Source organism: Bacillus sp. 1A, from assembly GCF_052682215.1.
In genome coordinates this window covers 3,415,456-3,429,796 of sequence record NZ_JBQYLZ010000001.1, presented here as the reverse complement: position 1 = coordinate 3,429,796, position 14,341 = coordinate 3,415,456, and the positions used below count along the sequence as shown (strand labels likewise).

10 protein-coding genes and 2 pseudogenes are annotated in these 14,341 nt (G+C 34.7%); 2 read left to right on the top strand and 10 right to left on the bottom strand.

Annotation, left to right across the window (positions count from 1 at the left end; all coding sequences use genetic code 11):
• Nucleotides 1-377: 377 nt before the first annotated feature.
• Both ACUN0F_RS17460 and ACUN0F_RS17455 read right to left on the bottom strand, forming a co-directional pair.
• On the bottom strand, nucleotides 378-839 hold the full coding sequence (locus tag ACUN0F_RS17460; RefSeq protein ID WP_000486302.1) for a CarD family transcriptional regulator: 462 nt from the start codon (nucleotides 837-839) through the stop codon (nucleotides 378-380).
• A 215-nt stretch (nucleotides 840-1,054) separates the two neighbouring features.
• The gene (locus ACUN0F_RS17455) at nucleotides 1,055-1,963 is read right to left on the bottom strand and encodes an acyl-ACP desaturase (protein ID WP_000957101.1); all 909 of its coding nucleotides are present in this window, start codon (nucleotides 1,961-1,963) and stop codon (nucleotides 1,055-1,057) included.
• Between the two features lie 538 nt (nucleotides 1,964-2,501).
• Between ACUN0F_RS17455 and ACUN0F_RS17450 the strand changes: the two genes are divergently transcribed.
• Nucleotides 2,502-2,801: a hypothetical protein gene (locus tag ACUN0F_RS17450; RefSeq protein ID WP_001191994.1), complete on the top strand. Its 300-nt coding sequence runs from the start codon at nucleotides 2,502-2,504 to the stop codon at nucleotides 2,799-2,801.
• Nucleotides 2,802-3,168: 367 nt separating this feature from the next.
• Here the strand turns inward: ACUN0F_RS17450 and ACUN0F_RS17445 are convergent, their stop codons facing one another.
• Nucleotides 3,169-4,395 (bottom strand): phospholipase D-like domain-containing protein, encoded by a 1,227-nt coding sequence (locus ACUN0F_RS17445; protein ID WP_445539812.1) that lies wholly within the window; start codon nucleotides 4,393-4,395, stop codon nucleotides 3,169-3,171.
• A 210-nt stretch (nucleotides 4,396-4,605) separates the two neighbouring features.
• On the opposite strand from ACUN0F_RS17445, the gene ACUN0F_RS17440 reads away from it, so the two are divergent.
• On the top strand, nucleotides 4,606-4,806 hold the full coding sequence (locus ACUN0F_RS17440; RefSeq protein WP_000218935.1) for a DUF1657 domain-containing protein: 201 nt from the start codon (nucleotides 4,606-4,608) through the stop codon (nucleotides 4,804-4,806).
• A gap of 691 nt (nucleotides 4,807-5,497) precedes the next feature.
• Here the strand turns inward: ACUN0F_RS17440 and ACUN0F_RS17435 are convergent.
• The 7 genes and pseudogenes from ACUN0F_RS17435 to ACUN0F_RS17405 all read right to left on the bottom strand — a co-directional run.
• Nucleotides 5,498-6,277: pseudogene (locus ACUN0F_RS17435) on the bottom strand (alpha/beta fold hydrolase); the annotation flags it as partial.
• 152 nt (nucleotides 6,278-6,429) lie between these two features.
• Nucleotides 6,430-6,534: pseudogene (locus tag ACUN0F_RS17430) on the bottom strand (alpha/beta hydrolase); the annotation flags it as partial.
• 171 nt (nucleotides 6,535-6,705) lie between these two features.
• The gene (locus tag ACUN0F_RS17425) at nucleotides 6,706-7,701 is read right to left on the bottom strand and encodes a CgeB family protein (protein ID WP_445539811.1); all 996 of its coding nucleotides are present in this window, start codon (nucleotides 7,699-7,701) and stop codon (nucleotides 6,706-6,708) included.
• A gap of 270 nt (nucleotides 7,702-7,971) precedes the next feature.
• Nucleotides 7,972-8,571: a DJ-1/PfpI family protein gene (locus tag ACUN0F_RS17420; protein WP_264461134.1), complete on the bottom strand. Its 600-nt coding sequence runs from the start codon at nucleotides 8,569-8,571 to the stop codon at nucleotides 7,972-7,974.
• 55 nt (nucleotides 8,572-8,626) lie between these two features.
• Nucleotides 8,627-9,610, bottom strand: a complete 984-nt coding sequence (locus tag ACUN0F_RS17415) for a phosphotransferase enzyme family protein (RefSeq protein ID WP_445539810.1) — start codon at nucleotides 9,608-9,610, stop codon at nucleotides 8,627-8,629.
• A gap of 85 nt (nucleotides 9,611-9,695) precedes the next feature.
• The gene (locus ACUN0F_RS17410; protein ID WP_445539809.1) at nucleotides 9,696-10,526 is read right to left on the bottom strand and encodes a GNAT family N-acetyltransferase; all 831 of its coding nucleotides are present in this window, start codon (nucleotides 10,524-10,526) and stop codon (nucleotides 9,696-9,698) included.
• A 299-nt stretch (nucleotides 10,527-10,825) separates the two neighbouring features.
• A complete protein-coding gene (locus ACUN0F_RS17405) occupies nucleotides 10,826-14,296 on the bottom strand; it encodes a glycosyl hydrolase family 95 catalytic domain-containing protein (protein WP_445539808.1) in 3,471 nt (1,156 codons plus the stop codon).
• Nucleotides 14,297-14,341 lie beyond the last annotated feature (45 nt).

Below are 14,341 nucleotides of genomic sequence, written 5' to 3'. Positions count from 1 at the left end.
TAAGGCACTCTTAAAGATAGTGGTGAGATTGATTGTTTTTTCTTCTAGAAATAATGACTTAGATAGTATATTACCTAAAACAATGAAAGCCCTACCTCTCTTTCATCCTTACGGCTCCTTGTCCGTGCCAGTGTGAATCAGGATTGTAAAAATCAAGTGACTATTTAATCGAGTTATTTGATGAAACTTCAAACGTTCGTAAAAGAAATTTAAAAATAAAAATGGATTAGATTGAAGTAATAACAAAAGAGGTATCTACTCTAAAAGTGAGTTGAAGAAATTGAATATCTTTGAAATACTTTCCTTTTAATAATCATCATATACCCAGAAAATTCAGGATATTCCCGAGGGATGTCATACAGTATTTATAATAAATCTCAACAGAAACTTTTCATTTGTTTTTCAGTGATTCCTTTAATTAATTCTAGCTCACTGACCAAAAATTTATATGCATCATCCAACAATTTTTTTTCGCTTGTATTCAGTGCTTTTTCCTTCTTTATACGGATTAAATCACGTATAACTTCAGCACCTTCTTGTATTTCACCCGTTTTTATTTTATCTGTGTTTACTTTATACCTTTGTTTCCAAGGCATTAATTCGCCTGATTCTCCATGCTGAAAAATGTGTATAATGCGCGTTAATGTAAGTATATCAATAACTGGGCGTATATTCGAACTCAATATTTTGCCCTTAGGAATCATGATTTGCATATTACTAAGGGACATTTTTATGACATAATAAAGTTGCTTTTTCCCTGAGAACTCTTTTTCTTCTATGGCTTCAATTATACCTGCTCCGTGCATTGGATAAACAATGTTATCGCCAATTTGAAACATATAACCCACCTCCATATGTGGTAACCTTCTCAAGCTTAACACATACGTTATTTTTTATCAAATATTTAATAATATCATGAGTTTATTTTTGGTGTCAATCACTTTTTATTCGGAAGTTAAATTAAGGAAAACAGCCGCAAAATAATAGAGAGCGTTCTAGATTTCAAATAAAAGAAAAGGGAATTCCCACGCGTATATTCTGAAATCTCTACTCATTAACGTAGATCAGTTTTTCCTTGAAAACGACCAAATCGATCCCGTATTTTTTTCAATCTTATATGATACTCCAAAATCTCAATTCTTGCTTTTTCTGCTAGAGGGGCAATTGGTCGTAAGTCTTTTAACCCCCAATACTCAACCACTACATCAAGTACTTGATCAAAATATTGTAGTGGCCCATAGTTTGCTTCTTTTGCAATCACAGCCATTCTATTTTCAAAATCAGGCATGACGGCACCTGGCATTTTAAAATTCCTAATCACATTGGCAATATGGTAGCAATAATTTGGTTCCAATTCTAAATGTGTTCGAATAACATCTCGATAAAACGCATAATGAAGTGTTTCATCTTTTGCAAGACGGCGTAATAATGTAGCAAGATCTGGATCATGCTTACTTGCCACTTTAGCTACATTATTGTAAAACACCATTGTTGCAAGTTCTTGTAGCGTCGTATACGTCATGGCTTCGATTGGTGTATGAAAATCAGGCTCAAATCCACACTCAACGACTGATTTTCTTAATTCATGTATACGTTTAGGGTTTACACTTCGAGTGAGTAGTAAATATGTCTCTAATAAATTCGAATGTTGATCCTCTTCTGAGGTCCAAGTATGAATAAAGTCTGTAATAACAGAAAGGGAACCTTTAAAAGTCGCAGATAAATACGTTGTAAACCATGGTAAATTCACTTCTGTTAATAAAGCTGTTTCAATGGCCGTAATTACACCAGAAGGGAGAGTAACTTGACTTTCATCCCAAGGAACTCTTTTAAAGTCCATTCCCTTATCCCATGGTAAAAACTCATGATAACCCCAGTCTATCTTTTGCGCTCTTATTTTATGTTGTTCATACAGTTCTTTTAAACGTGGTTCTAATCGGAAATCTAAATCATTTGTTAGCATATAAGTGCCCCCTTTTCTTACCATGGATATTCAGCTTATTTTTATCTTTTAAAATTTTCTACAAATAAATATTACTTTCCTTTTTTTAAATCAAACATAACAAACTTGTAACAAAACTCTTTAAGAGTGCTATATTTTCATAGGATTTTTTTATCAAAAGAGGGACCGTTACATCTATTTTCTTTTTTATAAAATAGATATTGAGGCAAACAATATGTTAGTTAGTCAAAATAAAAAACTAACCTCAGTAAATACAGAATAACATTCATGGATAAAGATACTCGTCATGTTGTACATTTTGGTGAGTGTAAAAAGGTGCATGCCTATAAAGAATCGTTTTATAATAAAGATTGATAGTGTTTTATATACACTATCAACTTATTTAGACGTAAGATTATAATCCAATATATTAGATTAAGCGCTTGAAAAAAATACAGTTGATGAGATAGCCTTAAACGACAATTCCCAACAAGCTTAATGCACATTGGCTATGATGAGTTTGAAACAGTATACAACAAAAAGGGACGAGGCGATAAACATGCAGTCAACGGAAGCGCATATGAAGGAAAAACAACGTAGAGAAAAAATAGAAATTATATTTAGTCACAGGGTAAAAGGAGAGAATTTTTTTCACGGTTCTTCCTATCAATGGAAAAACATTGTATATCAAAATTATAATAGGATACAACAAAAAGAGTTGGAAATTGAACAACTCATTTCGAAAATGGAAAAAGAAGGGATCCGTTTTACACAGCACCGTTCACTCATACACTATCCCGTCATTGATTTCGTAAAATATATAGCTAAGATTTATAAGGAGCCCCTCGAAATAAAATAATCATATTTATAAAAGGTTTATTTCCAGGGATTTTTTTAACTTAAAACCAGGGTACCGCCCCATTTCCATCAAGATAAAGTTTTATAACACCCCCAAAACGAAATTTTTAGGTTTTATTGTGAAAAAAGCCTATTTATCATTTTGGGGGTGACCTGTTTTCTTAGGTTGATGGGGTACCGCCATCAACCTAAGATTACCCAAAGATCTAAAAAGCCATGCCATTGCTTCTCCACGAAGAGATCGTGGAATACATCAATCACAGCCTTTTCTATCGAACTTGTAGCAACTGCCCAGCTGATTCCATGGAAAATATGTAAAATCACTAAGCATATAGCCCCTGTTACCCAAGTATAAAAATACATTGTCTTTACAAATAATACTCAAATATTTTTGCAACCTTTTCTTTTATTTTTTCTTTTATAGATAATTGATTGACGTCAGAGGATGTTACTTGCTTTGAATTTTGTAAGTCTGCATTAATCAATGGTTTTATTCTCGAAATATAGATAGGGTCATGAATATAACAGTTCATTTCTTCATTTAAATGAAACGAGCGTGAATCAAAATTCACGGTCCCAACCATCAATACTTTTTCATCAATCAAAAATACTTTACCGTGTAACACCCCATTTTTGTAACCATATACTTCCATCCCCTGTTTTAATGCTTTTCGGATATATGGATATGCTGCTTCTTTAACTAATAGTGCATCCGAATGAGGTGAGAATAGAATTTTGACACGGACTCCCCTCTTTCTTGCATCTACTAATGCGTTCCAAATAGTTCTGTCTTTTGGTATAAAATAAGGTGTTAATATAATAATGGATTCTTTTGCTTGTTGAAACAGCATTTTATAATCTTGCCCAAGTTTTTCTCCACTATAATATGCAGTAAATCGTTGCGAGGTTGCTCCCTTTTCCTTTACCGCATTGTGTATCGGAATCGGTTTCTCTGAGTTTCTCTTCCAGTCTAATACAAATTGTTGTTCTAAATCTTGAACTCCTTCTCCTCGTATTTGAAGATGATAATCTCTCCAATAACCAAGTTTTTCTTTTTCCCCCAAATACTTCTTTCCGATGTTGAATCCACCAATGTAACCAACCTTTCCATCAATAACTGAAATACGACGATGATTCCGATGATCCAAAGAAGAAAAAAGATAAGGGAAAGCAGGTTTATTGTAATATGTAAAATGAACTCCTTTTTTAACTAATAATTCTCTTTCCTTTTTCTTTAGTAAAATTCCACCTAACCTGTCCAAAGCATAGTATACTTCTACACCTTCTTGACTTTTTTTCCGCAATAACTCTAGAAACTGATGGCTTACTTTATCATCAGCAATAGAAAAAAAGTTAACATGCACGTAATGCTTTGCTTTCTCTATATCTGAGAATAGTTGATTGTTTAACTGTTTCCCATCTGTATACAAAGTAATATCACTTTGACGCATAGGGTATTGACTAGAATTCTGGCTAAATACCCCATTTTTTTCGGCTATCGTTCTGTCAATTTCACCCCAAACAAACAGAACTAAACATCCACCGATAAATAAAAAGAGGAATACTCGGAAAATTCTTCCTATCTTTTTCAGCATATTTAATCTCCTTTATATATTATCGTTTTATTTCTGTTAGTTTTTGTTATTGGGACAAAACTATTCCATGCATCTATTAGCTAAAAAACCCTTCTTTGAATTATTAACTATAAAATTTCTCATTCGCATAACCCTAAAATTGGAAGTCGTACGATGATAACAAAATAGGCACTCTATATTTTGAAGTACATTTACAAGGAGGAATACTACATGACAGTAAGTACTAAACTTAAACAAACTATCGCTGGATTAAAGAGTGCTCAAGCATGCCTAGAAGGATTTGTTCTTGATACTGATAACAAGCAAGCAAAACAATTATATACAGGTGCAGCACAACAAACTCAAGAAATTATTGAATCTTTAAATCCTCGTCTTCAACAAATTGAACATGAAGAGCCTCAGTACAAGTAATAACATAATACCTTTCACATAGAATATCGTCCCCATGGAAGAGTGCCCAGCTTAAATAACGATTATCATAATGTTGATTACGATTAAAGGTTCTCACCATATTGCCATCAATTCAAGAATTCAAAATTACCCCAAAACGAAAAAATGAGTTCAACTCTCATGGACACCTATGAAAAGATGAAATTTTCGTTTTTGGGGCATTTCAAAATGTTAGCTTGATTGGCATAGGGGTAGCGCCACATACCCATCAAGCTAACAATGTATATTCCATGCACTTTCGTTCTTGATGCTCACATGCTTGATATTTTTATTTGTTTTTAAAGTTTGCTTTTGATTAAAAGAGAAAATACACGCTATAAAAATAAAACCCCAATTTCTCTATATTAAAATTGAGAAATTGGGGTTTAGTCACGTAATAATATTTTTTATTTAAAACAGATAACTAATTAATAATCCTGCCGATAATAAAAAGCCAAAAATCGTTCTTGCTCGCACGATAACTTTGCATCAAAATATCGTTTTTTCTAATATGGGGTACAGTTGAGATACATGAAATTTTGGGTATTAGGCTTACAACCGTTTGGACTTATAGCTAGCTTTATTATCTCTATTTACAAGGAACTGATTATGACAACTACATTAAGTTTTTCAAAAGAAAATCCGTTGCTCAAATGCGAACAACGGACCTTCTTTATATGAACCAATGTAAAACATCCTTAGCAATCTCTTCTGGTCTATCCCAATGCATTAGGTGCCCTGTACCTATATAAAGCTTAGTCGTAATATCAATATGCTTTTTAAATTCCTCAATCTGTAATTCTCTTATTTCTAAATAATCATGTGGAAGATCACAATATAATAATAAAATATCGCTTTTAATTTCATGCGATTTCAACGTTTTATATACCGTATATTGAAACTTAATTACACTTCTAGCGGTATCGCCAGTAGCATGCCATTTCACTTTACTATCTTCTTCTCGCATTAAGTCATAAACCGCACGTTCTATTAATGGTGACCACCTGCTGTAAACCATTTTTTCTGATTGGATGAATGCTTCTTTACTGTCAAAAATGTATTCATCAAAATCTTTTTCGTAATGGGTGATTTCTTCTTCTAAGGATCGTGGTGGACACTCTCCTTCTTTCGCATCTTTATATAGCTGCGCAAAATAATCTGCATTCATTTTACCATGATGATAACCACCATCTAACAAAACCATTTTATTCACTTTTTCCGGACATTCTGCTGCATAGTGAAGCGCAACGCTTGCTCCCCATGAATGTGCTACTATATGAAATGTTTCTTTTCCTAGCCGCTCAAGTAATGCTACTACCCACTTTGTTAAATGAGATGCACCGTAATCTTCATCTTTCCCGAAACTTGGTGTTTTCCCATGTCCAGGTAGATCAAACGATACAATATGATATTTATCCTTTAAAAGTTCCGCTATTTCAATAAAGTGAAACTTTAATCAGTGGGGGTTTTCTTCATCCCCCACTGATTATTAGTTGAACCAATCGGACTTTTATGGGCAGTTGATCCCCCACCTAACTTCTTTGCTTTCGCTGCATTTTGAGGTGGGGGTCTTACTGCCCATTAAAGTGGGATAAAACTTAATTTTGTACTTCCTAAACCATGAAAACAAATGATTTGAGGATTACTTTTATCTCCCCATTCACAAACACTTGCTTCATATTCGCCAAATTCTACAAAAAAGTGATTCATTTTTAATCTCCTCTAATTATTAGATGTAAATTAGTTTGAATGCAAAATTGTTATTTTATAATAAACGAATTCTACAAATTTATCCAAATCCCTTTTTCGTAAATAATGTTTATAAATACTAGAACTCTAGTTGAAAGCACTAAACGCTTATCATTTAAATTAATGGTTAAACTACATCTTCACGCCTATGAAATTAATATAGTTTAATAATTGTAATATACGTTTATCATATGTGTGATTTCTCAAAGTTCTATCCAGTCCATTTTTTGCTATTTGTTTTCTTTCTTGTACATGTTCCAAATAATACTCTGCTTTTTGTATAAAATCTGGTGCACTGTAAAAGGTTGCTATTTCAACACCTGGTATATAATGCTTTGATACATCTGGGCGTATATCAGTTAATTGAAAAGAACCTACGGCATTAATTTCAAACGTCCTATTGTTTACTGAATACGCTTGGATATTTGCAGCATTACAATTCAATTCCTGATCATTTGATGAACGGTGTAAATTTATATTGATTTTAGTCGATACGTAAAATTGTAACGCATCCTCATACTTCGCAAGTGGCAGGAGTTGTATTTTATCCTTTAACCTCTCATAATTTTTTAATTTCTCCCAACCGAACCCCACAATTTTTATGTTTTTTTCTGCTAAATATTCTGAAATGGAATCAACAAAGGTAAGTCTATTTTCAAATGCTGTGCCTATAAAACTAAGATCATACTTATATGTATCTTCTTTCTGAGAAGGTTTAAACACATCTTGATTTGCTGCTAACGGGAGATGAAATACATTGTTACATCCTAACCCTCTATAAAATTTGATACAATTTAAATCTTGCGTAAATATGTAATCATAGTACAGCACAAGATGTTGTGTTACATCCGTATAATACGGATCATCTGTCAGCCAAAGTCCAGTAGTAAAACCTGCATTCTTTATTACTGGCATGACACTAATAATTCCCTCGTTTAAACCACCGAGTACCAAAATAAAATCCGGTTTCATTTTTAATGCGGTTTCTATTGCTCGTTCTGGGTTTACCATAATTGTATTACTGTTTACCTTTTGTAAACTATTCAAAATTGCTTCTTCGATCATTGGGTAATAAAAAGGAATGCCTGATTGAATAAATAAAATTTTCTTAGGCGTATTGTCTTTCATGTCATCTCCCCTATTTCTACATAATCAAAGTGCACGAAAATTAGCAGTCTTTATTCATTTTTATGACATCTTCCTTTACATGTATAAGCAACGTTTATGTCCATTATGTTGAACTTCCCTCATTTTAGAAGCTGTCACGAAAGGAATAAAATTAGGCTATATTCAGCCCAATTATTAAACATAAAAAAAGAGCCTGCTCGTATAAGTTGGCTCTTTCTCTTTTAAAATATCTAAAACGTTCTACAACAAAAAACTATGATTACGGTCAAATTACTTCCAAACAACACCTCGCCTCTCATATTCCATTCTATATTCAACAGCAGCTGCAATTTTAGAACTTGCGAACTTTTCTGTTATCCAAAGAGCTAAATCAATTCCTGAAGTAACTCCTCTTGCAGTAATAATATCGCCTTGATCTACAATTCTGTAAGGAAGAAGCTCTGCTCCATATTCACTCATTTCACCCTGCGCCAAATGATGCATTGTCGCCTTTTTATCATTCAATATACCGGATGCAGCTAGTAACATACCTCCAGTACACACTCCCGCAACAATCGTTCCTTCGTTGTGCATCTCTCTAATGATTTTAGTTAAAGTACCAAGCTCAGCTTCCTTTCGTGCCCCGTGCTCAGCTTTATGATTCCAGCCTCCACCAGGTACAATTAACAAATCTGGGCGATTATCCATTCGTAAAAAATCATGTGATTGAACAGTAACTCCAAATGAAGTAGTAACCTCTTGAATTCGTTCACTTGAAACGAATTCAACTGTAAACAGCGCCCCTTCTTCTATCGCTCTTTTCAGTACCTCAAAAGGTGCAAAGGAGACAAGTTCTCCAAAACCGTCAAACAATACAATTTGTATTTTCATTTTTAGAACACCTCATATCGTTTCTTATGTGAATCGCAAATTAGGAGAATACATGTTATGTACAAATTAACAATGAAGATAGCCTTTCTCCTCTTACTCTATAAACTTCCAAATGTTCTTCTAATTCCCTCTCATCACTTATTACACTTAGCGTTTTCTTCACAAAATTCCAATTTAAACTACCGGATAGCCATAGTAATGAAGACAGTCTTTTATAATCATTTATAGTTAAAATATTATGAGCCTTATACCCTTCTAAAAATGCACTAGCGATACTTGGACTAACTTCATGTGAATGTATTCCTTCTGTTCGAGAATACCACTTAATTAAAAAGGAAAATCCTTCAATGCGGTCTACATAACTAATAGATTCAAAATCTACAATTCCTTTTACCTGTTGATTTGAGTCCCACAAAACATTTAGTGGATTCAAATCCGTTTGTACGATAAACTCTAATTCACTCGCATATGCGCACTCTATATGATATTTAGCAAGCTCTATATACTCCCGTAATTCTTTACATGTGCTTGCCTTACTTTCTAACATATGAATAAACTGGGCATACCCATCCAAATGAGAGTTCTTTTGAAAAATCGAGCTTTCAAATGGACTAGAAATATCGTGGATCTTTCTTGCTTCCATTCCAAAGGCTTTTGCGATAGCTTCTGTACAATGTGTAATATGTTCTCCTTCGATCCAATTAGACAATACAAATCGGTATTGTTCATCATTCCAAGTGACAATCGTAAATGAATCTCCTGCCCTATTCTTGTTCATTTGCATAAAAGGAATCCCATGCTCGCGTAAATAATACGTATACCGTACTTGCTCTATTAGTTGTTCGTTTGATAACGCCCCAAAAGCTGGATTTATTGTTCGATCGCTATTTATAAATCTTGCGGAATACCGCTTTCCATTTACCATTATTTTATAATGCGGATCCGTATTCCAACTATCTTTATGTAACTCTTCTTCCACTGTTAGTGAATGAATTTCTTTAAAATAATTTATTACTACATTTCTTATTATGTGTTTCATCCGATTCTCCCTTTATGTAAAAAATTCATTTTTGTACTTCAGAATAAAAATTTATTAAAGTGAGAAATTTTAAGATACCCCTCATTTACTCAAATAAAAAATAATACCCTACATAATTAAAAACATTTGTAAATCCTATATTTTCCACAACAGTAACCGAAGGCTTGTTCAATTCCATACAGTCCCAATATGGAGTAATGTCATTATCCAAACAATCTTTCACAAAACTATGAGCTATCTTTTGAGCTAATTTTCTCCCCTGATGCCCCTCTATTGTTTCAATATCTATACAGTGTATATTTTCAAATACAAACCCTGAAAAACAAACACTCACAATTAAATCATCATAAACAATGCAATAGCCAATTCCCTCATTGAAAAAACGATCCGGTGAAGACCAAAACTCTAAAATTTTTGATTGTAAAAAATCAATATTCTTAAATGTATTATTATTATTTTCATAGAGAGCTTTACTCATTTTCAGCACAGTATATCCCTGTTCAATTTTAAGTTCATGATGATTTTCATAGTCCTCTTGTTTTAGCGTATATATTCTTTGATTCCAACTCTTTAAGTTACGGTGCTGAAATATTCTTTCAATTGTTTTGTTCCAGTTCGAATGATTACCAATTGCTTCAAAACAATTGAGTCCAACCTTCTTTGCTTCAGGTACTATCACTTCATCGATAAAATCATTTATCGTGTTATTAAATTCTACGTTTTTGGCATCTCCAATAAAAAAGAAGCCATCATTATTACCTAACCAAATAAGTCCCGAATTAGGAGAAGATATGTTATCTACAAATATACGACCAGGATTCACCCCTGTAATTACAGCTTTGACTTCTAATTGACCTTGTTCATTTATTAAACCGCTACATTTATAAAAATCATTCTTGCTTAATTCAGATATCATAGGTTAAACCACCTTTCTGAAAGTACTCTATTTCAACTTTAACATTTCATCAGAATATTCTCTATTTATTTCAGTAGTTTGTATAAACCAATGTAGGCGAGGTTATATATAGCGAAAAAAGCCAATCTCCTATGCAATAGAAGATTGACTCTTTCCTTTATTTATACAAATTGTTTCATACATTAAAACCCAGACCACACTTTTTTCCTATTGGATCATCAAATCCCCAATGAACTTGTGAGGGTATAGTTGGGTACATATAATCCGTATGAATCCAAAGAGTAACGATTACATCAGCATTATTTAAAACTCAACCAAGCATCGCCCCAGTCCGCATGATCATTTCCATTACCGTTACCTGCATCATCAACGACTAGTTTTAATTCTTTTTTACCTGTAAGGTCAACATCAACAAATTTTGCTGGCGTATTATAGTACATTGTACCGCTATTAAATACTTCGGCCCCATCAAGCAGTACTTTAAATACGACCGAACCGCCTTTACCACCAGGTTCCTGATCGATTCCTACGTATGCATTAAAGTGTTTGTAAGCTGCATTTGATAGATCATAGGTAACTTCTGACTTCGAATGAGTTCCGATCCCTTTTTTATACGTAATCGGCCCTGTCGTTCCGAGTAATGAAATTGGGTTCCCGTCGGTACTCTTATCTTTTTGAACTGTCGCCCATCCAGCAGTTGCTTTGACCCATGGAATATCACTAAGATAAATACCGCCAGAAGCGACTTGCACTTTCGTTGAAGTCACGACCGCATTCCCCAATTTTACGGAGACCCCAATTTCTTTCATTCCTTTAAACTGAGTTGGGGGAGTGATAACAAACGAATATGTTTCCTCTCCTCCTGCCGGTAATTGAAAATCCGTTGTTGATGGCTGTGCATTCCAGCCGTCTGGTAAGTGCAATTCAATTTTTCCGGGTGTCACTTTTTCCTTTATTTCATTTTGAACCTTTACTTTTAATGTAGTAGAACCACCTTCAGCGCTAATTGGATTTGGTTCTACCTTTGCCGAAATGAGCTTTACTGCTGGCGTTACTTCTATTTGCTTAGATTTACTAACCGTCCCGCTATCTGTGTTTACTTCCGCTTCAATGGCGTAATTGTTAGCAACTATATCAATAGGAACAGGTAAATCCGCTTCAATTGTTTTAGATCCTCCTGGTTCAATGCCTTCAAAAGCTACTTGAATCGGTTTCACATTCCAGCTTTCAGGAGCCTTTACAATCACTTCTCCAGCAGAAGATTTCAATGTACCAAAGTTTGATAAATGAGTTTTTACCTTCACTGTATTCCCTGCAGTTACACTGTTCGTAGATTCTAAATCGAAACTGAGCATAGACTCAATTTTATAAGCTTTACCTTGTTCCGTTTTAAATGAAATCGTATCGCCATCCTTCGTAAATTGCACCGGTGTATTCGTTCCAACTCTTGTCAAAGTAAATGGTGTATTGAACATCGGACTTTTTAACTTTACATCGTTTCCGTGATCAGAAGTCACCTGAATGACTGTAGGAACACCGTTTTTCCAGTCCGCATTAATCGTAAATGCACCGCGTGCTCTTAGTCCTTTGTAAGAACCGTCCTTCCAAGCTTTCGGAAGTGCAGGCAATAGTTGAATGGAGTCCGTATGGCTTTGAATTAACATTTCAGCAATTCCAGATGTCGCGCCAAAGTTTCCATCAATTTGAAACGGTGGATGCGTATCAAATAAGTTGCTGAGCGTACTTCCTGTAAGTTGCCCTTGCAAAATTTTATAAGCATGGTCACCATCTAATAAACGTGCCCATAAGTTAATTTTATTTGCTTTGCTCCAGCCTGTTCCCTCGTCACCACGATGGTTTAAAGTGACTTTAGCTGCCTGAAGCCATTCCGTTGTATTGTGATTAATCATACTTCCTGGATATAGTGCCACTAGCTGAGATATATGCCGGTGCGTTTCAGCAGGATCATCTATATCATCCTTCCACTCTTGCACCTGACCATATCTACCAATTTGAATTGGCGGGAATAATCGCTCCCTTTTCGCCTTTAACTCATCCCGAAATACATTATCAATCTGTAAAACCTCACTCGCTTCAATTACATTTGAGAACAACTCATACACTAACTGTTGGTCAAAGGCACATCCATTAGAAATGCCACCAAGCTCTGGAGACCAGCACGGAGAAACAACTAACTTCTTATTTTGATCTTCCACTAAAAACTTACTATGAAACTCCGCTGCTTCTTTAATGATCGGATAAATCTTTTCTTGTAAGTACTGTTTATCATCCGTAAATTTATAATGTTCCCAAACGTTTTGGCCAATGAAGGCGTTCGCACTAGGTGCCCAGCCCCAGCCTAATCCCCAGCCAGGTGCAGTAAATCCAAATGGATTATTCATCGTATTAACGGTCCATCCACCACCTGTAACACCAAAATGTTTTTCTGCAGAAACCCTTCCCGGTTCTCTTAATGAATCCACATAATCCATTAATGGCTCAGCTGTTTCAGACAGATTCGTCACTTCTGCAGGCCAATAATTCATTTGCAGGTTAATATTGAAATGATAGTCACTTTCCCACGGTGGTGTATTCGAATTATTCCATACCCCTTGTAGATTTGCAGGAAGTGTTCCTGGTCTTGAAGAAGAAATGAGCAAATATCTTCCATATTGGAAGAATAGTTCTTCTAAATACTTACTGTTTTCTTTACTATAAGATGCTAGTAATTCATTTGTTGGAACAGATGGTTTTTCCCCTCCTAAATTTAAAGAAACACGATTAAATAAAGAGTAATAGTCTTTCATATGTGTATATTTTAAAACCTCATAACTCTTTTTAGAAATAGCAGACATGATTTTTTCAATTTTTTGATGTGGATCTTCCCCTTTATAAGTAGGGTATTTATTTTCATAGTCAGTAGCGGCAGTCATAATAATTGTTAAGCTATCTGCATTTGCTACTTTAATTTTCCCATTCTCTGCTGTTAATGTGCCGCCCTCATTCAGTACTTTGAATTCTGATTCATATTTCATTCCATTATTCGCTATTTGTCCTTTTATGGTGATTTTGTTATCTGTAGCTGATACTTGCCCTCCTTGTGCGCTAGTAGGTCGAACATCTAATGAAAGCTGTTTAGATTCACTAGCAGTTAAACGCATGACCATAACGCGATCAGGATAACTTGCAAAATATTCCCTATTATATTGAACACCTTTATAGTTATAGGACACCGTAGCAATCCCCTCATTTACATTTAATTCCCTACGATAATTGGAAAATGAAGACGCATCTGGCATATTAAAATCTAAGTATATGTCTCCAAAATTTTGATAGGAACCAAATCCTTTTTGAAGGCCTGTGAGAAATTGTGAGGATTCCCTTTCTGCCCCTGATTTATCACCTTTTGCTAACTTTTCTCTAATGCTACCTAAGTGACTCGCTGCCCCATCACGATTTCCGTAAGTATACTCACTCGTACTGCTTGGTCCGCCAGTCCAAAGCGTTTTTTCATTAAACTGAATACGTTCTTGCTGGACCCCGCCAAAGACCATTCCGCCCATATAACCATTACCGATTGGCAATGCTTGTTTTTCCCAATCTTTTGCCGGCTGATTGTACCAAAGCGAGAGTTTCTTCCCCTCTGGTTTTGGAGTTTCAATTGTAATAGGTGATGTTGCCTCTACCTTACTAAACTCTCCAGTACTTCCTAAAGAGAATAATAAAGTACCAAAAAGCAATCCCCCTGTTAATACGTTTTTAAATTTCAAATTTCCATCCCCTTTTGAAAAGCGAATGTAAAATGTCCCCTTCTA

Bases quoted from the DNA above. Each gene is read 5' to 3' on its own strand.
- ACUN0F_RS17440 (WP_000218935.1), top strand. From the start codon at position 4,606: ATGACAGTAAGTACTAAACTTAAACAAACTATCGCTGGATTAAAGAGT.
- ACUN0F_RS17420 (WP_264461134.1), bottom strand. From the start codon at position 8,571: ATGAAAATACAAATTGTATTGTTTGACGGTTTTGGAGAACTTGTCTCC.
- ACUN0F_RS17450 (WP_001191994.1), top strand. From the start codon at position 2,502: ATGCAGTCAACGGAAGCGCATATGAAGGAAAAACAACGTAGAGAAAAA.
- ACUN0F_RS17410 (WP_445539809.1), bottom strand. From the start codon at position 10,526: ATGATATCTGAATTAAGCAAGAATGATTTTTATAAATGTAGCGGTTTA.
- ACUN0F_RS17445 (WP_445539812.1), bottom strand. From the start codon at position 4,395: ATGCTGAAAAAGATAGGAAGAATTTTCCGAGTATTCCTCTTTTTATTT.
- ACUN0F_RS17460 (WP_000486302.1), bottom strand. From the start codon at position 839: ATGTTTCAAATTGGCGATAACATTGTTTATCCAATGCACGGAGCAGGT.
- ACUN0F_RS17415 (WP_445539810.1), bottom strand. From the start codon at position 9,610: ATGAAACACATAATAAGAAATGTAGTAATAAATTATTTTAAAGAAATT.
- ACUN0F_RS17425 (WP_445539811.1), bottom strand. From the start codon at position 7,701: ATGAAAGACAATACGCCTAAGAAAATTTTATTTATTCAATCAGGCATT.
- ACUN0F_RS17455 (WP_000957101.1), bottom strand. From the start codon at position 1,963: ATGCTAACAAATGATTTAGATTTCCGATTAGAACCACGTTTAAAAGAA.